Genomic DNA, 24,769 nt, shown 5'->3' with positions numbered 1-24,769 from the left:
GAGCGCCTGAGTCATCGATCAGAGGTTGCCCGCATGCCGTTTCACGATTTCGCCAGCTACGCGACCCGAACGCTGAACGACGCCACGATCGCAGAATTGCCGCACCATTATCGTGGCAAGGTGCGCGACAATTACGATCTTGCCGATGGCCGCCGCGTCATTATCGCCAGCGATCGTCTCAGCGCCTTCGATCAAATCCTGTGCACCGTCCCTTTCAAGGGCCAGTTGCTGACTCAGACGGCACGCTTCTGGTTCGAGCAGACGGCGCACATTTGCCGCAACCATGTCCTGGATTATCCGGACCCCAACGTCCTGCTCTGCCGCCGCCTCGACATTCTGCCCGTCGAGATCGTCGTGCGCGGCTATCTGGCGGGGACGACGGGCACCTCGATCCTGACGCTCTACAAAAATGGTCAGCGCGCCATGTATGGCATGTCATTGCCGGATGGATTGCGCGACAATGAGCGATTGCCGCATCCGATCATCACGCCGACCAGCAAGGAATTCGATGGCGGCCATGATGAGCCGCTGAGCCCGGCGGATATTTTCGAGCGCGGGCTCCTCACCACGACGCAGTGGGAGGAACTCAGCGCCACTGCCCTCGCGCTGTTCGCGCACGGCCAGACGCTGGCGCAGGACCGTGGCCTGATCCTGGCGGATACCAAATATGAGTTCGGCCTCGATCCGGACGGCAGGATCGTCCTCGCCGACGAGATCCATACCCCCGACAGCAGCCGCTACTGGAAGCAGGCGAGCTATGAGCAGCGTTTCGCAAATGGCGAGCGGCCCGACAGCTTCGACAAGGATTTCGTCCGCGCTTGGGTCGCCGAACGCTGCGATCCCTATCGTGAAGCCATTCCAGAAATCCCCGAGGATCTCGTACTGGGCACGTCCGCCGTCTATGCCGAGGCGTTCGAAACCATCACGGGGCTGTCGTTCGAGCCCGATCTGGAAGGTACGACGGTGCTCGATCGTATCCGGGGCCGGTTGCTGCCTTTGTTCACGTGACAGGCCACCGACCAGATTGTCCTAATCAATCTTCCACAGACAATGGCGCGGTCGATGATCGACTACAGAAAGGGGTTTCAGAACGGCACGCCCAATAACATTTCGTGTCAGCAGCGGGCACCGAGCTTTACTTCGTCCTCACCAAAGGCGGCGACGGGAACCATGAAAGCATTGCGCCTTGGATCGAATGCAAACCGCGAATATGAGATTGTTGGTATTAGCCGAGTATACCCGCGTTGAGGATCACCCTCAGGCGACCCTGGGAGAACGAAGCCCGGCGTTATCTCCACAGATTTTCGCGATAGCTCGTGCCATCCTCCTATCCTGAATGACTTCACTTGGCCCCTCTGCAGCATGAAGCCCTGCTTTCCGACAATCTTGAAAAGCGGAGTGCCGTCGTCGAACCTGTAGCAACCCTCCTGGACGGGTGCCGGCATCAATCCGCACCCTGCCAAAGAAAGGATCAACAGCAACGGGACGATGGTGGCTCGCGCGCTCATAGATCGCGGTCACCCACTGCAAGAGGATAGCGAGCAATTTGGCACGGCACTCCTACGTCCGCAATCAGATCGTCGGGGATATTCGCAAGGCGAGGGATACGAGCTGCGCGGTCGCCGGATGCGAGACGACGGTGTCGTGCTGCCGCCGGGGACATGATCGACCCGGCGGCAACGCGCATCAAATCACTTCGGTGCGAGCACCATCAGCATCTGCCGGCCTTCCATGCGCGGATAGGCCTCGACCTTGGCGGTCTCGACGACATCGGCCTGGACGCGCTGGAGCAGCGCCATGCCAAGCTGGCCATGGCTCAGTTCGCGGCCACGGAAGCGCAGGGTGATCTTCACCTTGTCGCCTTCGCCGATGAACTCGGCGACCTTCTTCATCTTGGTGTCGTAGTCATGGTCGTCGATATTCGGACGCATCTTGATCTCCTTGATCTCCTGCGTCTTTTGCGACTTGCGTGCGAGGTTGGCCTTTTTCTGCGCCTCGTACTTGAACTTGCCGACATCGAGGAATTTGGCGACGGGCGGATCAGCGTTGGGCGACACTTCGACCAGGTCGAGGCCGACGCTCTGCGCCTGTTCCATCGCTTCCCGGGTATACATTACGCCGAGATTCTCGCCGTCCTGATCGATCACGCGGACCTTGGGCGACTGGATGAATTCGTTGAAGCGGGGGCCGTTCATCGGTGGCGCCTGCCGGGTCATGGGGGGACGTATAGGTGTTGCTCCTGACAAAAATAGAGCGGCCCATGTAGAGCTTTCGCGCGCGGATTGAAAGGCACGCCGCACACAACATGCACTTTTCGCATGGTACATGCGGATTAAACCAATCTTAGCCGCCCGCCACTAAGCGGTGGCGGGCATGACGCGCTCGATTTCACTCCCCTTTTCAGGCCGCCGACCGGTCGATTGGCGTGTGCTCGTTACCGCGTCGCCGGTCGCGACAGTCGTTCTTTTCGCGCTCCTGCTGCTGGCGATCGTGCCGGTCGCCTATCTTGGCGGCGATGGCGACGATTATCATTATCTGCTGGCGGCGCGATGCGTGGCCGATCACGGCTTCTGCCTGCCGGTCGATCATTGGTGGCGCCGCTATCCGATCGTCTTCCCGACCGGGATCAGCCTGGCGCTGTTCGGTGAAAGCCAGGCGTCGCTGTCGATTGCACCACTCGCCTATAGCTTGAGCGCGATCGCGCTGTTCGTGACCTTGGTGCAGCGCCAGTTCGGCCGCGTCGAGGCACTGCTGGCGGGGCTTGCGCTTGTCTGCACCCCCGCGTTCGCGATGCGCCTCCCCGAGGTGAATATCGACATCCCCGAACTCACCTTCGTACTGGCGGCCTTGCTGTGCCTGCAATCGGCCAGCGCGAGCGGCAAGCGGCGGCTGGTGGTGCTGGCGGGGGGGATGCTTGGCCTCGCGATCCAGGCGCGGCCGACATCGCTGGTCATGGTGCCGATCGTCGTGATCGGCCTTGTCGCGATGAAGCAGTGGCGCGGATGGACGCTGCCGCTGATCGCCGGCGTGCTGATTCCCAATCTGGGCGAAGCGATCCTGTACTGGCTATCTGCCGGGGATCCATTGCTGCCATGGCGGCTGTCGCTGGCGCATAGCCATATGCCGTCATCGGACTTGCTGCCCGGCGTCGACACCAGCCGCAGCCCGCTGTTCAACCCGAATTTCATCGGCGGGTGGCTCCACGCCAACGGCATTTCGGTGCATTGGACAATCGACGGACTGCTCAACCTGGTGGTCGATCCGTCGATCGCGCTGACCCTGGCGTGCGGGACATTGTTCGCCGTGCTGAACTGGCGCGCGCTGATTGGGGAACAGGACGGCAAATTGCTGCTGGCGCTGGCGGTCGGTGCAGCATTGCTGTTCGGTGGGCTGACCTATGGTTTCGCCATTGCGCCCCGGCCGCGCATGTATCTGGCGATCATCGCGCTCTTCTGCGTGTATTTCGGCGTGTTCGCCGCACGCGGCTTGCCGGCCCGGACATTGCTCGTATCGGTCGCGGCGCTGCTACTCATCGGCAAAGCCCTGAGCGTGGCGTATGACCGCGCCGATTTGCGCGCCGAGGCGATGATTGCCCCGGCGTGGATCGCTGCCGCGCAGGGCATTGTCGCGGTCGCCCCGCGCACCGGACGCTTTCTGACCCTGGTGCCCGAAGTTGAGGCGCTCCCGCGTTATGCGCCGGGCGTCGCGGCCGACCGGATATTACTGATCGGGGAGAATGATTGCCGCCACGCCGCCGATGACGTGGGCCTGCGCGACTGGCGCGCCGAACGCGCCGCGACATTCCGGCGCCGCGACCCGATGATCATAGCGGCGCTGCGGCGCGACGGCCTGTTCCTCGGCCCACCGCTGATCACCGTCATGTGTCTGCTGCGGCGGGACTAGAGGTCGCCAACGCCTCCCCCCAATTCGGGGGAAGCGTTGGGAGATCAGATCAGATCAGGCGGCGAGGCTTGCGCTTTCAGCCGTTCGACCAGCACATCGAGACCAAGCACCTCCTGCCGTGCATCGACGCCAAGCGGACGCAGCGCGACGGTGCGTTCCTCCGCCTCGCGCTTGCCGATGACGAGCAGGTTGGGAACCTTTGCCAGGCTGTGCTCGCGCACCTTGTAGTTGATCTTCTCGTTGCGCAGATCGGTCTCGACGCGCAGGCCCGCCGCGGTCAGCGCCGCAACCACTTCCTGCGCATAATCGTCAGCGTCTGACACGATCGTCGCGACCACCGCCTGGACCGGCGCGAGCCACATCGGGAAGCGCCCGGCATGATGCTCGATCAGGATGCCGAGAAAGCGTTCGAACGTGCCTAGGATCGCACGGTGCAGCATCACCGGACGATGGCGCTCGCCATCCGCGCCGACATAAGAGGCATCGAGTCGCTCGGGCAGGACATAATCGAGCTGGATCGTGCCGCACTGCCAGGTCCGACCGATCGCGTCGGTCAGATGGAATTCGAGCTTGGGTGAATAAAAGGCGCCCTCACCCGGCAATTCCTCCCAGCCATATTCCGGCCCGGCACGGCCCGCCTGAGCGACCGCATCGCGCAGATTGGCCTCGGCCTTGTCCCACATCTCCTCAGTGCCGAAGCGCTTTTCGGGACGCAGCGCGAGCTTGATCGCATAGCTGTCGAAGCCGAGATCCTTGTACACGACATCGAGCAAGTCGCAGAACAGCCGCACTTCCTCGACAATCTGATCCTCGCGGCAGAAGATATGCGCATCGTCCTGCGTGAACTGGCGCACGCGCATGATGCCATGCAGCGCGCCGTGCGGCTCGTTGCGGTGGCAGCAGCCGAATTCGGCGAGACGCAAGGGCAGATCGCGATAGGATTTGATCCCTTGGCGGAAGATCAGCACGTGCGCCGGGCAATTCATCGGCTTGAGCGCCATCAGGTCGCCCTCGCCCGTCAGCACCGGACCCTCATCCTCGGTATTGGGCACTTCGTCGGGCACGACGAACATATTCTCGCGATACTTGCCCCAATGACCCGACGCCTCCCATTGGCGCGCGTCCATCAGCTGCGGCGTCTTCACTTCCTGATAGCCCGCCGCATCGAGTCGGCGGCGCATATAGGCCTCGAGCTGACGCCACAGCATATAGCCCTTGGGATGCCAGAAGACCGAGCCCTGCGCTTCGCTCTGAAGATGGAACAGGTCCATTTCCTGGCCGATCTTGCGATGGTCGCGCTTGGCCGCTTCCTCGATGCGCACGAGATGTGCATCGAGCTGCTTCTTGTTGAGCCAGCCCGTGCCATAGATGCGCGACAGCATCGCGTTATTCTGGTCGCCACGCCAATAGGCACCCGATACGCGCGTCAGCTTGAATGCTTGCGGGTCGAGCTTCCCCGTCGAAGCGAGATGCGGGCCACGGCACATATCGAGCCAGGCGCCTTCACCCTTGCCGGCGCGGTACACCGTCAGTTCCTCGCCCTCGGGCAATTCCGCGGCCCATTCCGCCTTGAAGCTCTCGCCCTGCTGCTGCCAGCGTGCGATCAGATCGGCACGGCTCCACACTTCGCGAATCAGCGGCTCGTCCCGCGCGATGACCTTGCGCATCTCGGCCTCGATCGCGGGCAGATCCTCGTCAGTGAACTGCCGATCCTTCGGCGCGAAATCATAATAGAAGCCGTCATCGGTCGACGGGCCGAAGGTGATCTGCGTGCCCGGAAAGAGCGACTGCACCGCTTCGGCCAGCACATGCGCATAGTCATGGCGCGCGAGTTCGAGCGCATCCGTCTCATCCTTCGACGTGACCAGAGCGAGCTTCGCATCGCCCTCGAACGGGCGCATGATGTCGCGCAGCTCGCCATCGACGCGCGCCGCGATCGCCGCCTTAGCCAAGCCGGGCCCGATCGCCGCGGCGATATCCGCCGGCGTGGTGCCGAGCGGCACTGCACGGACCGAGCCATCGGGCAGCGTGATCGAGAGCATGTCGTTCATTCGAAAAGTTCCTGTCGATTTGGCGGGCTTATGCACACCCGCGAGGCTTTGGAAAAGCGTCGTGGGTGGTTTTCAGGAACGGAAGAGAGACGCCGGCTCACCCGTTCCCGGGTGAGATCCTCGGCGCGGCAACGTCAGCGGGTGACGCGCAAGCCGAGATCCCCCCGGAAAACCGGGGAGGTGGTAGTCATGCGAGAGATGATCGCGCGGTGCATAAGGACGATATAGCGGCTCGTACTTGAGGACGCCAGAGCATGAAGCGCAACAACAGGCGCCTGCATGACTCGGATCATCCGCGATCCATTTGCGCATATAGTGCCATGGTACTTCTGGTTTTCAACCCGATGAAAGAGCGCACCGGATATAAGTCCGGCAAGAAATGACATGCGCTTTCCCGTGTCATGGTTGAATCACCATCGGCGACAAGGCTGAGGGGACGGCGGGAGATATGTTACACCGGAATGTAACATATTCTACGCCGCGTTTCGGCGAGAGGTTCGAATAATTTTCACAATATATCAAATATTTATATCAAAATCCTGCCCAGAACGAACGCTATTGGTTCGATCTGACGTCGTCACGCTGATATGGCTTCACCCATGCAATCTCCGCTCAGCACGAGTGCATCGGATTGAACCCATGGAGCGCCCTGTATGTTTGGGGCCGTGAAGCAGATGTAAGGAAAAGGAAGTGGAGCCCACCATGCCGACGCCGAGTCTCACCGCAATCGTACCGTGCAACGATCTCGACCTTTCCGAAGCTTTTTACGCGCGGCTTGGTTTCACCGCGCCGGAGCCGCATGAGCATGACGATTACCGCATCCTCGCCGACGGCAAGGGTGGCACTTTGCACCTGACCAAGGCGGTCGAGGGCTGGGTTGTGCCGGGGCGCAATCCGTTCGGCCTTTATCTCTACACCCCCGATGTCGATGCGATCGCAGCACGCTTTACCGGCGAGATCGTCGAGATCGAGGCCCCGAGCGACAAACCATGGGGCATGTACGAATTCGCCTTGAGCGATCCCGACGGAGTATTGGTGCGCATCGGCTGGCCAAGTCAGTCGCTGGGATGGCGGCGGCCATCGCAATCGCACCGCTGAAAACCGATCAGGAGATGCGCGTATTGTGCGACGCTCGGATCAGCCAATGATCGTCACTCCGTGCCAGGACCATGGTGATGATGCCGGTGCGATCTTCCGGCCCGCCGCCGGGCAATTCAAATGCCGGCCAGTCCCAAAAGGCATGCACAAGCGCGGTATCCGATGACAGCGGGCGAATGGCGGACACCGTCAGGCGGTAGTTCGCCATCTGGGCGATGATCGAGTCCGGGATTGCACCGTGACCGGCCCGATTCTCCGCTCTCGAGTGCCACCAGACCCCGCTCCAGGTGACGAAATCACACATCTCCGAAAACAGCGCGGCCCAGGCGTCGAGATCATGGCGCCCCCAGGCTTCGACATAGGTCTCCAGAACCCGTTTGATCGCTTTGTGGTCTTCAGATCGCATCTTTGCCTCCAGTAACGCCGATACGCACCCAAGTGGAATGTGGACGACACCGCGACAATCCGCCTAAAATGGACACATCGTCTCTATAGGTGAACGATGGATCGCATGCCCAATCTCAACGATCTCTACTGGTTCGCACAGGTGGTGGAGCGGAAGGGCTTTTCCGAAGCAGCGCGCGCGATCGGCGCACCCAAATCGACCCTCAGCAAAAGGGTCGCCGCGCTTGAGCAACAACTTGGCGTCCGCCTCATCCAACGCAACTCGCGGAACTTCGTCGTGACCGAGATCGGGGAGCAGGTCTATCGGCACGCCGCCGCCATGCTTGCGCAGGCCGAGGCGGCCCAGGATCTGGCGCAGGGATATCTATCCGAACCCAGCGGAACGGTCCGTCTTACGGCATCCATGACAACCGCGCAGGTCGCACTGGTACAGGCTCTTCCGCGATTTGGCCTCGCATACCCCAAGGTCGCAATCGCCCTGCATGTGACCAACAGACCAGTCGATCTGGTGCAGGAGGGTTTCGATATCGCAGTTCGCGCTCACTATGCACCCCTGCCGGATTCCGAACTGATCCAGCGCCGATTGGGATTCGCCCCAATATTGCTAGTGGCATCGCCGGGTTATCTCAAGCGCCGGGGAACACCGGTTCAGCCGGCGGATCTCGCCGTCCATGACGGGCTTTTGACCGGGCCCGCTATCCTGACGGAAGTGTGGCGGTTGCAGGGGCCGGCGGGAAATGCCGTCGAGGTGCGACCAGCGCTTCGCTTCGCCGCCGACGAACCCGCAGCGCTGGTCGCGGCGGCAATCGCCGGCCTGGGCATCGCACGTTTGCCGCACAGTCTCTGCCAGTCTCACCTCGAACAGGGAAGCCTGGTGCGGATTTTGCCGGAATGGAGCGCGGGCGGTGCTGCGATTACCATGCTCACACTGCACCGGCGCGGACAACTTCCGGCGGTTCGCGCCCTGATCGATTTTCTCGCGGAAGAATTACCGCCGCTTATGGGCCTTAGGGACTCCGCCGATATTCCGGCACCAGCGCCGGATGGCGGTGGCAGACGATTGAGATGACTGGCCGCGAGCCCGGCCTCGTTATAGCCTCAACCATGACCCGTCCGATTCGACTTCTTGCTGCTCTCATCCTCTCAATCATCGCTCTCCCCGCCACCGCACGGGAGATCGCGTTCGTCCATGTCAATGTCGTGCCAATGGACCGCGAGCGCGTGCTGCGCGATCAGACCGTGATCGTCGACGGCGACCGCATCGTGACGGTCGGCGACAAGCTCGCCGTGCCCAGGGACGCGACGATCATCGACGGGGAGCGCCGGCTGTGGCTCTCCCCGGGACTCACCGACATGCACGTCCATTCGGACACGCGCGACGACCTGGCAGTCTATCTTGCCAACGGCGTCACCACGATCGCCAATATGGGCGACGCACGCGCCAGCTTTGTCGGCCAGACATCGCCGGCAGCGGCCAACGGCGCGATTCCGGGCCCGCAAGTGTTCAATGCCTTTGTCATCGATGGATCGCCCGCGTTCGGCCATTTCACCGCGACCACGCCGGCCGAAGCCCGCGCGGTGGTCGGGCTGGCGAAGACCAACGGCTATCGCTTCATCAAGGTATATAACAATCTGGCGCCCGACGTCTTCACCGCCGTCGCCGTGGAAGCGCGGCGGCAAGCCATGCCGGTGGTCGGGCATGGCGTGACCAGGGTCGGGATCGCATCGCAGATCGACCAGGGGCAGTTGCTCGTCGCGCATGCCGAGGAGTTCTTCTATACCTTCTTCTCTCGGCCAGGCGCCGAACAGACCGACGCCGCTCCACCGGTGAGCCGCATCCCTGATGCCGTCGCGCTGGTGCGTAGCCACGGCGTGGCGGTGGGTGCCGACCTTGTCACCTATGGCAGCATCATGCGCGTGATTGGCCATCCCGAGCGGGTCGCGGCGTGCCTTTCCGCACCCAACGCCGGCTTCGTATCGCCCGCCGACCGACTGGCATGGGCGCGCAGCGGCTATGTCCGCAAGACCGCCGACTTGCGCGCGAGATACACGTTCCTGCAGCAGATGGTGAAGGCGATGGCCGATGCCGACGTCGAACTGCTGGCCGGTACCGATGCGCCGACCGTTCCGTGTGTCGGTGCGGGATTTTCGCTGCACGATGACCTGGCGGAGCTCGAGAGAGCGGGCCTGACACGATTCCAGGCATTGTCGAGCGCGACACGGAATGCAGGCGCGTTCGTCGCCCGCACGCTCGGCGAACCACGCTTCGGGGTGATCGCGACAGGAGGGCGCGCCGATCTGGTGTTGAGCAGGGTCAATCCGCTCGACCAACTCGACACGCTGCGGCATCCGCTTGGCGTCATGGCAGGCGGGCGATGGTATGATGCCGGAGCGCTCGCGACACTGTTGAGCGACGCCAAATCGGCATTTGCCAACAGTCGGAATGTCGATGGCGCCCGTCCCTAGGCGGGAGCGAACGGCACGTTCTCAGACACTCCAAGGCGTCGAGCAGCACCTGCTACTTCCGTTTGTTTCGAGCGAAGTCGAGAAACAGGCCATAAGCGCTATCCATGGTTTCTCGACTTCGCTCGAAACGAACGGCGAATGGTGGCTCGAATTTGTCCTAGGCGAGCATCGCATCCCCCAACGGGACCATGCCCGGATCGTCAGGCGGGACGGCACATTCAATCCGCACCGTGGGCAAGGCGCTCAGCCCGATCGCTGTCCAAACCACCATGATCGGCCAGCCTGACCGTTCCGCGACAACGGATGCCTGCCGCTGATCAGGCGCAGGGCCTGGCTGTGTATGTCGCGCCTTTGCGAACCGATGCCGAGTTGGGAACGCAAAACCGCGGCACACGATTGCGTACGCTGTCCACATTGTCGTTGACGAAGCCGCCGGCATCTATCGGGACGTCTTTGGGGGGTACCGCGATCTCGAAATGTAAATGCGACAGCATCGCGCAGCCCACACTGCCCTCGTCACCCAGATACTGCCCGGCCTTTACACGGTCGCCGACCTTGAGGCGCGCCTTGCCACTGCTGGTTCCCGTGCGCATGTGCCCATAAAGCGTCCATTCGCCATTCGCATGCGCGATCCACAGATAATTGTTGCGGCAATCCTTGGCGGCCCGACCGCTCTGCTGCTCCGAATAACTGTCCTGGATCGCCATGACCGTGCCGGCAGCGGCGGCAACGATATGATGCGTGCGGCCCGAGCGCGGTTCGCCCGTCAGGTCCACCCGTCTCAGCGGGCGATGCGTCGCCGCGTCATCAAACACGGAGACCTGCGTCCCCGTATCATATGGCAAACGATAGAGTCCCTGCGACAAGGGCGCGGTCATCGTTGGCGTGGTCCCAGTCTGCGTGGTCCCAGTCTGCGTGGTCCCAGTCTGCGTGGTCCCAGTCTGCGCGACCAAGTTTCCCGAGATCGCCGCGCCAGTCAGGGCACAGATCGTCCAAACGCAATATCGCCGCATAACTGCTCTCCGTCTGGTCTTCATCGGGCCATTTTGAGTGGTAATGGCGTCCACAAGGCAGACACGCAATGCGCCTCACCTCACGGCGCGATGCTTTACGGCTCCGCCTGAAAGGCCGGCTTTGGTGAAGCGTCGGCACCGCGCAGGGTAAAAAACGGGATCGCGTAATGTACCACCCAGCCGATCGTCACCGCGTAAAGCACGGTGCCGATACCGACCGTGCCACCCATCAGCCAGCCAGCGGCCAATACGGTCAGCTCGATCGCGGTCCGGACGATCTTGATCGGCCAGTTCGTCCGGCCCGCGATGGCGGTCATGAGGCCGTCGCGTGGTCCCGCGCCAAGGCCCGCGCCGATATAGGCGCCGCCCGCAATGCCGTTCAGCCCGATCCCCGCGATCAGAAAGGCGAAGCGCGCGGCATAGCCATCCGGCGTCGGCAGGACCAGCAGCGACAGATCCACCACCGTGCCGATGATCAGAATGTTGAGCACCGTACCGATCCCCGGCCGCTGCCGCAGCGGAATCCACAACAGCAGTACGAGCAGCCCGATCGCATTGACGGTCATGCCGAAGCTGAGCCCGATCCGCGGCGCCAGTCCCTGATGCAGCACGTCCCACGGATCGAGCCCGAGATTGGCGCGCAGCATCAGCGCCATCGCGAAGCCGTAAAGCGAAAGGCCCCAGAGGAGCTGGAACAGGCGTTGTTTCATCATAAACCAAGCCGATAATGACAATAGGCATTGTTTTTTAGGGCCAATCCAAAGATATTGGCCCTTATGGATGTCAGCTCACTCAGCCCGACCTCGGTTGCCCGCCAGCTCGGTGCATGGCGCAGCGAGGGGCGCGGCAACGACGGTGGTGGCCCGGCCTATCGCCAGCTTGCCCGGGCCTTGCGGCTGCTGATTCTCGATGGCCGCATCGGCCTTGGCGTCCGCTTTGCGGGAGAGCGCGACCTGGCGCGGGCGCTGGGCCTCAGCCGCACCACCGTCGCCGCCGCCTTCGACCTGCTGCGCGACGAAGGCTATCTGCTGAGCCGACAGGGGTCAGGCAGCGTCACGCGGCTTCCCGGCCTGGGGCAGGGCATGACGCGCACCGCCGAAGAATTGCCAGAGGAGCAAGGCCCGGACTTTATCGACTGGACCAGTGCCGCGCTCCCTGCCCCGCAGACCATCTGGCACGCCTATGAACAGGCATTGGGCCAGTTGCCGGCCTTCCTTTCCGGCCTTGGCTACGAAGCGCTCGGCATTCCGCGCCTGCGTCAGGCGATCGCGGCCGATTATGCCGCACGCGGCTGCCCGACCACGCCCGATCAGATCCTCGTCACCAGCGGCGCACAGCATGGCCTCGCCTTGTTGCTGCGGCTGCTCGCCGGGCCGGGGGACCGCATCATCGTCGATCATCCGACCTATCACAACGCGATCGCCGCGATCCTCAAGCATAGCTGCGTCGCGGTGCCGGTCGGGTTGCCCGCGGCCGGTTGGGATATCGATGCGATCCATGCCGCCTTTCGCCAGACCGGGCCGCGCTTCGCCTATATCGTGGCCGATTTCCACAACCCCACCGGCCGCGTCATGGACCCGGATACGCGCGCCGCGCTGGTACGCGCGGCACGGGCAACCCACACGCCGCTGGTGATCGACGAGACGACAGCGGCGATCACACTCGGTTCCCCACCGCCGTCGCCGGTGGCGGTGCATGACCCGCATGGCGACACAGTGATCAGCATCGGATCGGCAAGCAAACGCTTCTGGGGCGGCCTGCGCATCGGCTGGCTGCGCGCCGACCCTCAGACAATCGTCGCGCTTGGCCGCATCCGGGCAACGCTCGATGCGGCGACGCCGGTGATGGATCAGCTGGCGGTCGCGGCCTTGCTTGACGGCAGCATCAAGGGCGGCAGCCTCGAGAGCAACGAAGATTGGGCCGAGCTGCGCCGCCGCCGGGATCATCTGGTCGCACGGCTCGCCGATGCGTTGCCGCATTGGCGCGTGCCGGTACCGGCGGGCGGCTTCACGCTTTGGGCCGAAATGCCGCGGCCCGAGGCATCCGCGCTGGCCGCCATGACGCAAAGCCTGTCGCTGCGCATCGCGCCTGGCCCGCGCTTCGGCGTGAACGGCGCGTTCGAACGTTTCGTGCGCCTGACCTTCACCTTGCCGGAAGCCGAGCTCGACCGTGCCGTCGATCGCCTGGCTCTGGCCGAAAGCCGTCTGCGCACACGTCACAGACGCGTATCCGACCCGGCATTATGGGAGCTGGAGGCCGAGCGCCTGATTTAGGGCGATAAAGATCTGAACGAAAATCGACCCCTTCCGCTCGTTTCGGGCGAAGTCGAGAAACGAATGGAAGGGGTGCATCTTCCTCGCTCGATACCCGCAGGAACGCGAAACGCGTGGGACGGCCAGCGCCCACGCGTTTTCATCGAGGAGGCCGGCTCAGCCCTTGATGAAGGCGAGGAGGTCGGCGTTGATCTGATCGGCATGCGTGGTCGGCATGCCGTGCGGATAGCCGGGATAGGATTTCAGCACCGCGCCGGGCACGATCTGCGCCGACAAGGCTCCGGCATTGGCGAACGGCACGACTTGATCATCTTCGCCGTGCATGACCAAAGTGGGCACGGCGATCTTCTTCAAATCCTCGGTGAAGTCGGTTTCCGAAAAAGCGGCGATGCCGTGATAATGCGCCAACACCCCGCCCATCATGCCCTGCCGCCACCAATTCCGCCGTACGCCTTCCTTCACATCGGCACCCTCACGGTTGTAGCCATAGAAGGGCAAAGTGAAGTCGAGATAGAATTGCGCGCGATTGGTCGCGGTCTGTTCGCGGACACCGTCAAAGACTTCCATTGGCACCCCGTTCGGATTGCCATCGGTCTTGACCATCAGCGGTGCGACCGCGCTGACCAGCACCGCCCTGGCGACGCGACCGGGCTTTGCCTGGGCAACATAGCGCGCCACTTCGCCGCCGCCGGTCGAGTGGCCGATATGGATCGCATTCTTCAGGTCGAGCGCGTCGGTCAGCGCGACGACGTCAGCGACATAGGTGTCCATGTCATGACCGGTCGCGGCCTGAGTCGAGCGGCCATGACCGCGGCGGTCATGTGCGATGACGCGATAGCCCTGATCGAGGAAGAACATCATCTGCCCGTCCCAATCGTCCGAGCTGAGCGGCCAGCCGTGATGGAACATGATCGGCTGCGCGTCCCTGGGACCCCAATCCTTGTAGAAAATCTCGGTGCCGTCGCGAGTTGTGATGGTGGTCATGGAAAATCTCCTGTGAGCGATGGTTGGTGGGTAAGCCGACAAGGAAAGGATCAGGCCGCGTCGACCAAGACGATTTCAGCATCCTCGATCGCGGTGACGCGCAATACGCTCTCATCGCTGATCGCCGCGCCATCGCGGGCATCGATGCGGATGCCGTTGACCTCGACTGACCCGGTGGCGGGCACGAGATAGGCGTGACGCCCCGCGCCCAGCGGATATTCGGCGGTTTCGCCGGCCTTCAGCGTCGCGCCAACGATACGCGCGTCGGTCCGGATCGGCAGCGCGTCGACATCCTCGGCAAAGCCGCTGGCCAGTGTCACGAACTGACCCGAGCGACCATCGCGGGGAAAGGGTTTCGCGCCCCAGGAAGGAGCCTCGCCGCGCGTCTCGGGTTCGATCCAGATCTGGAAGATGCGGGTGATGCCCGCCTCGCGGTTATATTCCGAATGGCGCACACCGGATCCGGCGCTCATCACCTGAACATCACCCGCTTCGGTACGGCCGATATTGCCCAGGCTGTCCTGGTGCGTGATCGCACCTTCACGGACATAGGTGATGATCTCCATGTCCGAATGCGGATGCGGCGGAAAACCGGTGCCGGCGGCGATGGTATCGTCATTCCACACGCGGATCGGGCCCCAGCCCATCCGCTTCGGATCGTGATAACCGGCGAACGAGAAATGATGCTTGGCGTCGAGCCAGCCATGGTTGGCGCCACCAAGTTTCGCGAAGGGCCTGCGATCGATCATCATCTGTCTCCTGTGGAGCGTCGCTGCTCCGATGTCCCTAGATGCGGCGCGAAGGGACTTGACGAAATAGAAACGTTGGCATCACATCATTGCCGAAAATGACAAGACGACTTCCTGACCTCGAAGCCTGGGCGATCTTTGCGAAGGTCGCCGAACTCGGCTCCTTTTCCGGCGCAGCGCGCGAGCTTGGCCTGTCCAACCCGACTGTCTCCAAGGCGATCGGGCGGCTCGAGGCGCGCCTCGGCCTGGCGCTGTTCGCACGCACCTCGCGCCGGCTGTCGTTGACCGAAAGCGGGCGTGCCTCGCTGGCGCGGGCCACGCGCATCCTGAGCGAAGGCGAAGCGGTGGAGGACGAGGCGGCGGACCAGTCCAAAGTGCCGCGCGGCCGGATCCGGGTCAGCGCACCGCTATCGTTCGGCACTGCCTATCTCGGTGCGGCCTTGCCCGAATTTCTCGCAGCCTATCCGGAAATCACGCTCGATCTCGCGCTCAGCGACCGCCGTGTCGACCTGATCGCCGAAGGCTTCGACCTGGCATTGCGGATTGCCAGCCTGGAGGATTCGTCCTTGCTGTCGCGGCGGCTCTGTGCGGTGCGCATCCTGCTGGTCGGATCGCCCAGCTATTTCGACGCGCATGGCCGGCCGACGCATCCCGCCGAGCTCATGACTCATGCCGCTCTCGCCTATACGGGCAGCACGGAGCGCGGCGTGTGGCGGTTCAGCCATCCGCAATTCGGCGACGAGGCGGTCGAACCGCCGGTGCGTATCTGGACCGACAATGCGGACATGCTGAACCCGGTGCTGATCGCGGGGCAGGGCCTGGCGCTCCAGCCGGAATTCCTGGTATGGCGCGCGTTGCGCGACCACGAGCTGGAGATCGGGCTGCCCGGCTGGTCGGCCAAAGCGCTCGGACTCCATCTGGTCATGCCGCCAAGCCCGTTACGGCCGCTGCGCGTGCAAGTGCTGATCGACTATCTCGCCGCAAAACTCGCACATGCACCGTGGAGCGCGTGCGAGGGCTGACCACGGACGGACGGGGCGTCTAGGCGAACGGATTCCCGGCGGTCGCATAATGCGCCATCGCCATGGTGGTGAGTTGGGCATTGACGCGGATGCAGCTGGTGAAGGTGCTGGCGTCAGTGACCAGCACATTGGTGGTGCCGTGGACGCGGCAATCCAAATCGATCACGCCTTTTTCGGGATCGGCGTTGCGGCCATTGCCGCCCTGCGGGTGCGAACTTGAAAGCGTGACATCGTCGGCTTCGCGGATGCCCCGTTCGTAGAACAGGTCGATATCGTCACCTTTGCGCAAGATCGGCCCGCGCGTGAGCGCCGGATAGACTTCCTTGGCCCCGGCAGCGAAATGCACCCGGGTGAGCGTGGCGAGCGCGCGCCGCAGCAGCGGCAGCTCGACATCATCGCGCAGCTTGAAATGAAGCTTACCGCCGATCAGCCGGCCCTGCCGGTCGGCGGGAAACAGGATGCCGGCGGACGCCAGGCGGCTATAGTTGAGCATGCGTCCGGCATGATCGGTGAACCATCCCGGCATCAATGTCGACATGCTCATCGGCGGCTGGAAATGCGATTCGAGCAGAAAGTCGCCGCGATCGACATACGTCGCCATCTGGTCCTCGTCCCAGGCGCGCATCGTGCCGGGCATCAGCGCGACCACCGGGCAGGCGATGTTGAGCGAGATGCCCTCCCCAGTGCCCTCGATACCGCTCTTGTCGAGAATCCGGCTCGACGCCATCGTGCCGGCCGCGACGACGACGCCCTTCGTCGCCCTGATGGTGCGACGGCTGCCGTCCGATTGCAGCACCTCGACGCCCGTCGCGACGCGCCGCCCGTCGAGATCCGGCTCACCCCAGACGATCTTCTCGACCGTCGTCTGCATCAGGATGCGCGCGCCCGCCGCCCGGGCATCAAGCAGGAAGGACTGCGCCATGCCCTGTTTGCGGCCATAGGGGCAGCCGGTGTTGCAATAGCCGCAATAGGCGCAATCGGCATTGATTTCGCGCGGCCCGTAATTCTTGCTGAACCACAGCGCCGGCGATGCCGCGTCCATCGGATCGCTGCTCGCGGCGGCATGCGCCGCCCAGCCGTTGAGCAGATGCGTGCCATTGTTGCGACCGCTTTTCTGATCGATCGGTTCGACGCCGAGCCGCTTTTCGACTGCATGATAGGCCGCATCGAAGCGCGCCGCATCGACCGGCGCGCCGAGCGCGGCCCAGCTGGCGAACACGTCGTTGGCCTGCGGATGCGTCATCCCGACCTGCTTCACGCGCAATGCGATACCGTTGTTGATGACGGTCGAACCGCCGACGCAATGCCCCTGGAAAATGACGATGTCGTGGTCGCGACTGGTCTGCAGCCCGCCATCGACGAACAGCCGTGCGGTCATGCGGCGTTCCTCATGCGTGATCGCGGAGGATGGATAATGCGCGCCGGCCTCGATCACCAGCACGTCATGATGCTGTGCGAGATTGGCCGCGGCAACGGCGCCGCCAGCGCCCGAACCGATGACGATGACCCCGGCCGTGTCGGGAGCCTCTTCCGGCGCGAGCACATCGTCATGCGCGAGATCGCGCCCGGGAAAGAGGCTGATCGGCACCTCGCCGGTCCCACGGGTGCGCTGGTGCGGCAATTCGAAGCCGATCGCGTTCAACACCGGGTTATGATCATTATCCTCTTCGGCCGCACCTTCCCAATGGCCGTAATAGCCGGCATAGATGACGCCCCGGATACGTGCGAGATCCTGCATCAGGTTGTTCTGCGACCGCGCAAGGCGCTTCGTCACGCGCTGCGCGCGCCATTCGGGACTGAACAGCAGGAAGAACGGGCCGCCCAGCACCAGGCAGACCAGATAGAGGCTGAGGCCGATCTCCTTCGGCTTGTTACCTTCGAACATGCCGAACTGGTGCTGCAGATTGGCGACGACCTGATCGGACGTGATGCGCATATCGACGCCGTAAAACAGCGCCTCGGTCAACGCCTTCAGAATTGCCGCCTGAAGCGGATTAAATGGTGTTCGCATCTGGTTGCCCCCGAATGGTCCCGAACGCATACCTAGCGTGCGGCGGCGGCATCGGCGAGCGAAGACTCGCCGATGCCGGGATTATCGGAACCATAGTGAACCGATGATTTCCCCGGACAGAATCAGAGCCGCCTGCTGCTTTGACGTCATGCAGGAATTTCGCGGTCAAGACGCAGAAATACCATTGATCAGCCTTAAGCCAAGGAACTGATCCCGATCGGGTCCGCGGTTATCTGGTACCCTGATCGGAGTTCTCACGCGCCCGCTCCGCCCGGATCAGCGCCGCGACATCGTGACCGAAAATCGTCAATCCCTCGATATTGGCGTCGTCGATCACCACGCCCGCCAGATTGACGTTTGTGAAGCGCGCGTTGCGGAAACTGATGTCCGAGAAGGCACTTTCCGACAGATCGACATCGTCGAATGTCGCTCGCGCGAGGGAACAGCCCCGAAAGATCGCCCCGGGCATATTCTCATTCACCAGCCGCTGTTGTCCGGACATGACGATGACCTCCCTGCAGTTTTTGCGACGCCTGGGCATTGGTCAATTTAGTGCGCCATAGCGTATTAAACCAACGGAATCTCCATACCCATCGCCAGTGGATAAGTACATATAATTCAGTGTCACTTGGCAAGTTTTATGATATTTAGTACGCAATAGCGTATCGAATCACTTCCTCGCGAGGAGCCGCCCATGTCATTCCAATTACCGGCGTCATGGCGCCTGCCATCTTCCGACCGCGCGCTGATCTGGCTGGCGATCGCCGTCACGGCGGTGCTGCATCTCGCGACGGCGGGGCGCTACGACATGATGCGCAACGAGCTCTATTTCCTTGCCTGCGGCCGGCACCCCGCGTTCGGCTATGCCGATCAGCCACCGCTCGTCCCGCTGATCGCCGCGGCGACGCAGCTGTTCGGCCCCAGCGTCTGGCTGCTCCGCTTGCCGGCAGTAATCGCCGCCGTGGCGCTGATTCCGCTTTGTGCCGCTTTCGCCCGGCTGATCGGGGGCAATCGGACCGCAGCGGTGATTGCCGCGATCGCCGCCGCTTCGGCGCCGGGGCTCGCCGGCGTGACCACCCTGCTGACCACCGCGACCTTCGAGCCGATCGCCTGGACGGGGTGCGCCTATCTGATCACCCGCGCCGTCCTTCGCGAAGATCGGCGCGCGCTGCTTTGGGCCGGGCTGATTGCCGGTCTTTCGATGCAGGCGAAATACGGCATCGTGATGTGGCTGGCGCCGCTCGCCCTTGGGGTGCTGGCAACACCCGCCCGCCGGCTGCTGAGCTGGCGCGAGACTTGGGCAGCGGCGCTGATCGCGGTGGCGGTCGCTGCGCCGAGCCTGATCTGGCAGGCGGTCAATGGCTGGCCCTTCCTCGCCATCATCGCCCACCATACTCAGGGTGTGATCACCGGCGGCCCGGTGCGGTTCGAGATCGGGCAGATACTGGCGCTCAACCTGGTGCTGGCACCTTTATGGGTGGCCGGGATCGTCGCACCCTTCGTGTCTGAGCGGTTGAAGCCGGTCCGCTTCCTGTCGATCGCATTCGTCGGCGCCACCGCGATCAACCTCGCCACCGGCGGCAAGGATTATTATCTGTTCGCGGCCTATCCGAGCATGTTCGTGGTGGGCGCGGCGGTCTGCGCGCAGTTGTGGCGCTGGGTGGCCGGCATCTGGATGGCGGCGGCCATTGCCAATTTCGCGCTCGTCGCACCGATCATCTTCCCGCTGCTCGATCCGCCTCACCTGTTTCGCCTGCTCGAGCACAGTCATTTGCGTCCAGCGCCCGATGAGAAGGCAGCGATCGGTGCGCCTTTGACTCAGGTCTTCTCCGACGAACTCGGCTGGCGCGCGCTCGCACAGCAAGTGGCGGGCGTCTATCGATCGCTCCCGCCGACCGAACGCGAACACACCGCGATCTTCGCGAACAATTATGGCGAGGCCGCCGCGATCGACATTCATGGACGCTCCCTTGGCTTGCCACCGGCAATCAGCGGCGACAATCAGTATTTCCTCTGGGGCCCACGCGGCTATGACGGCAGCGTCATCATCGTCGTCAACGGCGATCCGGAACGCTGGCGGCGCCTGTGCCGAAGCATCCAGGTGGCCGGGACCTTCGGCGTGCCGCTGGCGATGCCCTATGAACGGGATCGGCCGATCACCATCTGCCGGGGGCTTCAGGGAGGCCTTGCCAATGCATGGAATGGATTCAAACGGTACGGCGCATGAGTAAAGATGCCCTTCCCGATCTGTACGGTGCGGCTAATCCGATCCGGCGCAGCCTGTCCGATATCATGCGGCGCATGCGGAGCCTGCGCGCCGACCATGGTGTCAGCGCCGCCAAGCTGAGCCTTTTGGGCAGGCTATTGCGCGCCGGCGGGCCCTTGACCGCGACCGACCTCGCCGCGCTCGAACAGCTGCAGCCGCAATCGCTCACCCGGATCATCGCCGACCTCGACGGTTTGGGATTTATCACCCGGCGTCAAAGCGACAAGGACCGGCGCCAGATCGAGATCGAGATCACCGTATCGGGCGCCGATCTGATGCGGCGCGATGCACACCGGCAGAATATCTGGCTGGCGGAGGCGATGGCCGAACGCCTCACCCCGGCCGAGCGGGCGATACTCGGCCTGGCCGCGGAGTTGCTCGACCGGCTCTCCGAGCTGTCGACCGAACCGGTCACCGGACCCTAATAAGGCCCATTGAACGCGAGATGGGTGAAGCGACGGCTCGCAATATCATATTCGACCCCGAAAAAGCTGGCACCGCCATCGCAGACCTGCATGGGCTCCCGCTGCCAGTCGAAGGCGCTGCCCGAAGAATCGTCCTGCGCGAAACTGCCATAGATATAGCGGCGTTCTCCGCGAACGATGCCGACATATTGCCGCCGCCAGTCGCGAAGCAGGTTCTGCCAACGCGAAGACTCGCCGGGGCTTCGCTTGCGCAACTCTCCGGGAAGTGCAGCCTCCAGCTCGCGGATGTTGGCGGCCCGGGGCTGCCAACTGTCCTCTCCGGCCTTCGGCGCACGACGTGAGCATTGCCGCAGTATTTTCGGGACAGCCGACCCCGACAGAATATAGGCCCCCTTGGGCAAAGCCGGTCCGGCAGCAGCACTCGAACCAGCAAGGACCAGCAGGCCCACAGCCCCGATTGCGACCGTCATCGTCCGCATCGTCGCCCCTTATACCAATCCGAACGGCACCACCTTGTTGGTCCGCACATGCCCGATATCGGCCGGCCCCAGGAACGGCACCTTCATATCCTTGCACCAGCGCTCGATCATCTGCTGCGGGCTCTCGGCGAATTCCGGCGTGTTGGGTGTCACATCGCTGATCGCGCCGAGGCGGACGCCGGCGATGCCCTTCAGCTGCGTCGCATTGGCCATCTGGAACAGCATGCGATCGACGCGGTACAGCGCCTCCGACACTTCCTCGATCATCAGCACATGATCGGTCAGGTCGGGCATCCATTGCGTGCCGAGCAGATTATTGAGGATCGACAGGTTGAACGCGACGGTCGGCTGCTTGCCGAGGCTCGGCTCAAGCCAGCGGCGATCCTTGTCGACCAGCCAGCTGAGCGTCCGCGCGATCACCGCGTCACCGCCATTGCTGTTGTTGATGCTTGAGACCATCGGCGCATGGACCGGCTTGCCGATGCGCCGCGCATAGAGTGCGCCAAGGATGAAACCCATGTCGGAAAAGCCGGCATAGCTTTTGGTCTTGGCGGCGGGGCCGAGATTGGGGATCACGTCGGCAAGGATGCGGTTCGAGCCATAGCCGCCCCGCGCGAACCACAAGGCATCGATCGTCGGATCATTGGCATATTCGAGGAAAGCGGCGGCGCGCGCCGAATCCGGACCGGCGAAATGGCCGCCATCGGTGCGATAGCATTGCGGGTGGAAGATCAGGTCGACCGACGGATAGGCGATCGCCGCGAAGGCCATCGCGCGCGCCGCCACCACTTCATCGATCCGCCCCGCCGGGGCGACAACGCCTATCCGCATGAGCTATTCCGGCTCTCTTCCACAACTTGCCCCTTGCACACAAATTGCCGATAGCGCGACGCGATGCATAACGGCAAATCCTACTTCTTCGTCGGGATCGGCGGCAGCGGCATGATGCCGCTGGCGATGATCCTTGCCGGGCGCGGTGCGACCGTCGCCGGATCGGACCGCACGCTCGACCAGGCGCGGCTTCCCGCCAAATTCGCCGACCTGCGCGCCAAGGGCGTCGCCTTGTTCCCGCAGGACGGCAGCGGGATCATGTCGGCCGATCAGATCGTCGTCGCCTCCGCCGCCGTGGAAGCAACGGTCGCTGACATCGTCGCGGCCGACCGCGTCGGCGCGCCACGGATGAGCCGCGCGGAACTGCTCGCCAGCCTGTTCAATGCGAGCGAGTTGCCGATCGGGGTTGCCGGAACCAGCGGCAAATCGACCGTCACCGGGATGATCGGCTGGATCCTGCATGCCTGCGGCCGCGACCCGACAGTGATGAACGGCGCGGTGATGAAGAATTTCGTGCGGCCTGATGCGCCGTTCGCCAGTGCTTTGGTCGGAAGCGGCCCGACATTCGTCAGCGAAGTCGACGAAAGTGACGGATCGATCGCGCTTTATCACCCGCGGATCGCGGTGCTCAACAATGTCAGCCTGGACCATAAATCGCTCGAGGAATTGCGCACCCTGTTCGGCGACTTTGCCGGCAAGGCGGCAACCACGCTGGTCAATATCGGCGATGCCGAGACGGCGGAGCTGGCCGCAACGCTCGATCCGGCACGCATCACGACTTTCGCGGTCGATGCGCCAGCCGACCTGATGGCGGAAAATCTTGCGCCCGAACCCTTTGCGATCATGTTCGACCTGATCACCGCCGATACGCGACATAAGGTCCGGCTGTCGGTTCCGGGGCGGCACAATGTCTCCAACGCGCTGGCCGCGATCGGCGCGAGCGTCGCGGCGGGCGTGCCGCTGACCGAGGCGATTACGACGATCGAGGGGTTCGCGGGCCTGAAGCGCCGCTTCGAGCTGGTCGGCGAAGCGAGCGGCATCGCGGTGATCGACGATTTCGGGCACAACCCGGACAAGATCGCCGCCACGCTCGACACGCTGCACACCTTTCCCGGGCGACTGCTGATCCTGTTCCAGCCGCATGGCTATGGCCCTTTGAAGGTGATGCGGTCGGAACTCGTTGCGATGTTCGCGGACAAATTGCACGCCGATGACCTGCTCATGCTGCCCGACCCGGTCTATCAGGGCGGCACGGTGGTTCGCGAAGTGACCAGCGCGGACATCATCGCGGACGTCGTGGCGCGTGGCAGGAACGCGCTGCATATCGCAGACCGCGCGGAAGCCGCGGCGGCACTCGTCGATCAGGCGCGAGCCGGCGATCGTATCGTCGTCATGGGCGCGCGCGACGACACGCTGAGCCTGCTCGCCGCCGAAATGCTGGCACGAATTGCCGGCAGAGGCTGACAGCCAGCGCCAGTCATGTTAGAAGACGACCATCCGCAACGAAGAGGATCGCCCATGTTTCGCCGCCTGTTTCTTGATCACCCGGAGTCGGTCGGTGAGAGTTTCGGCGAGCATTTCGGGGTCGCGTCGCGCTTCGGTTTCCGCATGGTATGCGGCGGACTTGGCTGCATGATCCACGCCTGGCTGCCCTTCGCATTCAAGACCGCGGGCAGCGACGCGGTGAAGGAATTGCACGATGTGCTGGTCGCCAAACGCGGTGCGGCGCGTGCGGCGCAGTCGCAGATGACGACGGTCGAATACGTCATCTGATCGGGTCGGGCGCTGTGACGGCGAGTCACTGACTGAGAGTTCAACACGACGGGGCCATGCCCTGTTACGGACGCGTTCTCAGTTCCGAACCTTGAAACCAATGGTGCGCGTGCGAACGGTGCGCAGCGGAACTCCCCTTTTGTCGGCGATGGGGAAGAAATCCATTGCGCGCGTCGCGTCGCATGCGTGCTTGTCGAGAACGGCCGATTTGCTGGTCGCAGAGACTTCGCAGCCTTCTGTTTTCCCTTCCACGCCGACGAGATAACGGACTTCAGCGCGAGGATTGCCAACACCAGCGGGCAAGGCATTCACCGGCACCCAGAAAGTGCTGCGATCGGGAATGCTCGCAAGCGTGTCATAAAGGTTTTGACGGAACCAAAAGGTGAAAACACCATATATTGGTCGTCCGCTCTGATCGTTCGCCGGATAAAAGCGGCCATTCCGAAGCAACTGGCCGCAAACCCAATTGCCCAACGGCGTGACCTTCATCTGAGTAATCACATTGCAGCTAGAAGGGCGGCCGGCCGGATCGACCAGAATATCGACCGCCGTTACCCCATAAAGGGGATTATCCTGGCGATCGAGCGGCGTGCCGCGCAGCATTGAGGCAGTATAGGGTCCACCCTTCAGCTTCACGTCGAGGAATGTCGCGGGAGCCGAAGCCATCAACAGAATGAGACCAAGCATAAAACCCCTCTTGTATCCGGAAACGGCCCCGCCCGAATCCAAGCTGCACATAGCATGCGCCCTGATGGCCATATAGCGCCGACCAAGCGAATTTTCCTGACAGGTTTCCCGTTCAATATGGAAAGCTTCAAAGCCGCGCCGAATGTCGGCTATGTCGATATCGGCGATGCCGCACATTTCGCGATGCTCGATCAGCCTGAAGTGTTCATGGCAGCGCTGAAGCGTTTCGCCGAAGCCCGATAAGCTCCTGCTCGTCCACACTCCTCCCTTTTTGGGAGGGGTGTGGAAAAAGCGGGATACAAATCACCCACCACATCCCGTAAGGGCCGGGTG

The 24,769-nt window shown here is 63.1% G+C and carries 24 protein-coding genes; 12 read left to right on the top strand and 12 right to left on the bottom strand.

Annotated elements, in window-relative coordinates:
- The first annotated feature begins 33 nt into the window (after nucleotides 1-33).
- Nucleotides 34-1,008 (top strand): phosphoribosylaminoimidazolesuccinocarboxamide synthase, encoded by a 975-nt coding sequence (locus OO12_RS21135; RefSeq protein WP_034160733.1) that lies wholly within the window; start codon nucleotides 34-36, stop codon nucleotides 1,006-1,008.
- 683 nt (nucleotides 1,009-1,691) lie between these two features.
- Here OO12_RS21135 and infC read toward each other — a convergent pair.
- A complete protein-coding gene (gene infC / locus OO12_RS21125; RefSeq protein ID WP_235364932.1) occupies nucleotides 1,692-2,195 on the bottom strand; it encodes a translation initiation factor IF-3 in 504 nt (167 codons plus the stop codon).
- Nucleotides 2,196-2,373: 178 nt separating this feature from the next.
- Here infC and OO12_RS21120 point away from each other — a divergent pair, with 178 nt between their 5' ends.
- The gene (locus tag OO12_RS21120; RefSeq protein WP_052216141.1) at nucleotides 2,374-3,903 is read left to right on the top strand and encodes a glycosyltransferase family 39 protein; all 1,530 of its coding nucleotides are present in this window, start codon (nucleotides 2,374-2,376) and stop codon (nucleotides 3,901-3,903) included.
- A 44-nt stretch (nucleotides 3,904-3,947) separates the two neighbouring features.
- Here OO12_RS21120 and thrS read toward each other — a convergent pair whose 3' ends face one another.
- Nucleotides 3,948-5,954 carry a threonine--tRNA ligase gene (thrS, locus tag OO12_RS21115; protein WP_034160730.1) on the bottom strand — a complete coding sequence of 669 codons (2,007 nt, stop codon included), beginning with the start codon at nucleotides 5,952-5,954 and terminating at the stop codon, nucleotides 3,948-3,950.
- A 702-nt stretch (nucleotides 5,955-6,656) separates the two neighbouring features.
- Here thrS and OO12_RS21110 point away from each other — a divergent pair.
- A complete protein-coding gene (locus OO12_RS21110) occupies nucleotides 6,657-7,052 on the top strand; it encodes a VOC family protein (protein ID WP_034160729.1) in 396 nt (131 codons plus the stop codon).
- Between the two features lie 7 nt (nucleotides 7,053-7,059).
- Here the strand turns inward: OO12_RS21110 and OO12_RS21105 are convergent, their stop codons facing one another.
- Nucleotides 7,060-7,458 (bottom strand): YybH family protein, encoded by a 399-nt coding sequence (locus OO12_RS21105; protein WP_034160728.1) that lies wholly within the window; start codon nucleotides 7,456-7,458, stop codon nucleotides 7,060-7,062.
- 96 nt (nucleotides 7,459-7,554) lie between these two features.
- Between OO12_RS21105 and OO12_RS21100 the strand changes: the two genes are divergently transcribed.
- Both OO12_RS21100 and OO12_RS21095 read left to right on the top strand, forming a co-directional pair.
- Nucleotides 7,555-8,526: a LysR substrate-binding domain-containing protein gene (locus OO12_RS21100; RefSeq protein ID WP_200887530.1), complete on the top strand. Its 972-nt coding sequence runs from the start codon at nucleotides 7,555-7,557 to the stop codon at nucleotides 8,524-8,526.
- Between the two features lie 35 nt (nucleotides 8,527-8,561).
- Complete coding sequence (locus tag OO12_RS21095) at nucleotides 8,562-9,923, top strand: amidohydrolase family protein (RefSeq protein ID WP_034160727.1); 1,362 nt, start codon at nucleotides 8,562-8,564, stop codon at nucleotides 9,921-9,923.
- 317 nt (nucleotides 9,924-10,240) lie between these two features.
- On the opposite strand, the gene OO12_RS27155 is transcribed toward OO12_RS21095, so the two are convergent.
- Both OO12_RS27155 and yczE read right to left on the bottom strand, forming a co-directional pair.
- Entirely contained in the window at nucleotides 10,241-10,801 is a 561-nt protein-coding gene (locus OO12_RS27155; RefSeq protein WP_160296870.1) for a peptidoglycan DD-metalloendopeptidase family protein, read from the bottom strand.
- Between the two features lie 230 nt (nucleotides 10,802-11,031).
- Nucleotides 11,032-11,649, bottom strand: coding sequence for a membrane protein YczE (yczE, locus tag OO12_RS21085; protein WP_034160726.1), 618 nt, complete (start codon nucleotides 11,647-11,649; stop codon nucleotides 11,032-11,034).
- 63 nt (nucleotides 11,650-11,712) lie between these two features.
- On the opposite strand from yczE, the gene yczR reads away from it, so the two are divergent.
- A complete protein-coding gene (yczR, locus tag OO12_RS21080) occupies nucleotides 11,713-13,209 on the top strand; it encodes a MocR-like transcription factor YczR (protein WP_034160725.1) in 1,497 nt (498 codons plus the stop codon).
- Between the two features lie 156 nt (nucleotides 13,210-13,365).
- Here yczR and OO12_RS21075 read toward each other — a convergent pair whose 3' ends face one another.
- Nucleotides 13,366-14,193 carry an alpha/beta fold hydrolase gene (locus OO12_RS21075; RefSeq protein ID WP_034160724.1) on the bottom strand — a complete coding sequence of 276 codons (828 nt, stop codon included), beginning with the start codon at nucleotides 14,191-14,193 and terminating at the stop codon, nucleotides 13,366-13,368.
- 50 nt (nucleotides 14,194-14,243) lie between these two features.
- Nucleotides 14,244-14,942 (bottom strand): pirin family protein, encoded by a 699-nt coding sequence (locus OO12_RS21070; RefSeq protein ID WP_034160750.1) that lies wholly within the window; start codon nucleotides 14,940-14,942, stop codon nucleotides 14,244-14,246.
- Between the two features lie 98 nt (nucleotides 14,943-15,040).
- On the opposite strand from OO12_RS21070, the gene OO12_RS21065 reads away from it, so the two are divergent.
- The gene (locus OO12_RS21065; protein WP_034160723.1) at nucleotides 15,041-15,964 is read left to right on the top strand and encodes a LysR family transcriptional regulator; all 924 of its coding nucleotides are present in this window, start codon (nucleotides 15,041-15,043) and stop codon (nucleotides 15,962-15,964) included.
- A gap of 19 nt (nucleotides 15,965-15,983) precedes the next feature.
- On the opposite strand, the gene OO12_RS21060 is transcribed toward OO12_RS21065, so the two are convergent.
- Both OO12_RS21060 and OO12_RS21055 read right to left on the bottom strand, forming a co-directional pair.
- Entirely contained in the window at nucleotides 15,984-17,975 is a 1,992-nt protein-coding gene (locus OO12_RS21060; RefSeq protein ID WP_034160749.1) for a GMC family oxidoreductase N-terminal domain-containing protein, read from the bottom strand.
- Between the two features lie 229 nt (nucleotides 17,976-18,204).
- Nucleotides 18,205-18,477: a pentapeptide repeat-containing protein gene (locus OO12_RS21055; protein WP_052216139.1), complete on the bottom strand. Its 273-nt coding sequence runs from the start codon at nucleotides 18,475-18,477 to the stop codon at nucleotides 18,205-18,207.
- Nucleotides 18,478-18,669: 192 nt separating this feature from the next.
- Between OO12_RS21055 and OO12_RS21050 the strand changes: the two genes are divergently transcribed.
- The gene (locus tag OO12_RS21050) at nucleotides 18,670-20,202 is read left to right on the top strand and encodes a glycosyltransferase family 39 protein (protein WP_034160722.1); all 1,533 of its coding nucleotides are present in this window, start codon (nucleotides 18,670-18,672) and stop codon (nucleotides 20,200-20,202) included.
- Complete coding sequence (locus OO12_RS21045; RefSeq protein WP_052216138.1) at nucleotides 20,199-20,666, top strand: MarR family winged helix-turn-helix transcriptional regulator; 468 nt, start codon at nucleotides 20,199-20,201, stop codon at nucleotides 20,664-20,666. The genes OO12_RS21050 and OO12_RS21045 overlap by 4 nt, the downstream gene beginning before the upstream one ends.
- On the opposite strand, the gene OO12_RS27150 is transcribed toward OO12_RS21045, so the two are convergent.
- Together OO12_RS27150 and OO12_RS21035 are read right to left on the bottom strand one after the other, a co-directional pair.
- Nucleotides 20,663-21,136, bottom strand: coding sequence for a hypothetical protein (locus OO12_RS27150; RefSeq protein WP_152616573.1), 474 nt, complete (start codon nucleotides 21,134-21,136; stop codon nucleotides 20,663-20,665). The two genes, OO12_RS21045 and OO12_RS27150, sit on opposite strands and share 4 nt — an antisense overlap.
- A gap of 18 nt (nucleotides 21,137-21,154) precedes the next feature.
- The gene (locus OO12_RS21035) at nucleotides 21,155-21,976 is read right to left on the bottom strand and encodes an LD-carboxypeptidase (RefSeq protein ID WP_034160721.1); all 822 of its coding nucleotides are present in this window, start codon (nucleotides 21,974-21,976) and stop codon (nucleotides 21,155-21,157) included.
- Nucleotides 21,977-22,039: 63 nt separating this feature from the next.
- On the opposite strand from OO12_RS21035, the gene OO12_RS21030 reads away from it, so the two are divergent.
- Together OO12_RS21030 and OO12_RS21025 are read left to right on the top strand one after the other, a co-directional pair.
- On the top strand, nucleotides 22,040-23,440 hold the full coding sequence (locus OO12_RS21030) for a UDP-N-acetylmuramate--L-alanine ligase (RefSeq protein ID WP_034160720.1): 1,401 nt from the start codon (nucleotides 22,040-22,042) through the stop codon (nucleotides 23,438-23,440).
- Between the two features lie 54 nt (nucleotides 23,441-23,494).
- Nucleotides 23,495-23,749, top strand: a complete 255-nt coding sequence (locus OO12_RS21025; protein ID WP_034160719.1) for a DUF6356 family protein — start codon at nucleotides 23,495-23,497, stop codon at nucleotides 23,747-23,749.
- Nucleotides 23,750-23,827: 78 nt separating this feature from the next.
- Here OO12_RS21025 and OO12_RS21020 read toward each other — a convergent pair whose 3' ends face one another.
- Entirely contained in the window at nucleotides 23,828-24,436 is a 609-nt protein-coding gene (locus OO12_RS21020; RefSeq protein WP_034160718.1) for an energy transducer TonB family protein, read from the bottom strand.
- Between the two features lie 117 nt (nucleotides 24,437-24,553).
- Here OO12_RS21020 and OO12_RS29330 point away from each other — a divergent pair, with 117 nt between their 5' ends.
- Nucleotides 24,554-24,679 (top strand): alpha/beta fold hydrolase, encoded by a 126-nt coding sequence (locus OO12_RS29330; protein ID WP_268747933.1) that lies wholly within the window; start codon nucleotides 24,554-24,556, stop codon nucleotides 24,677-24,679.
- Nucleotides 24,680-24,769: the final 90 nt, after the last annotated feature.

This window comes from Sphingomonas sp. ERG5 (assembly GCF_000803065.1).
Taxonomy (GTDB): domain Bacteria; phylum Pseudomonadota; class Alphaproteobacteria; order Sphingomonadales; family Sphingomonadaceae; genus Sphingomonas.
Note: the sequence above shows the minus strand (reverse complement) of the source record. Positions and strands in the feature narration are given on the sequence as shown.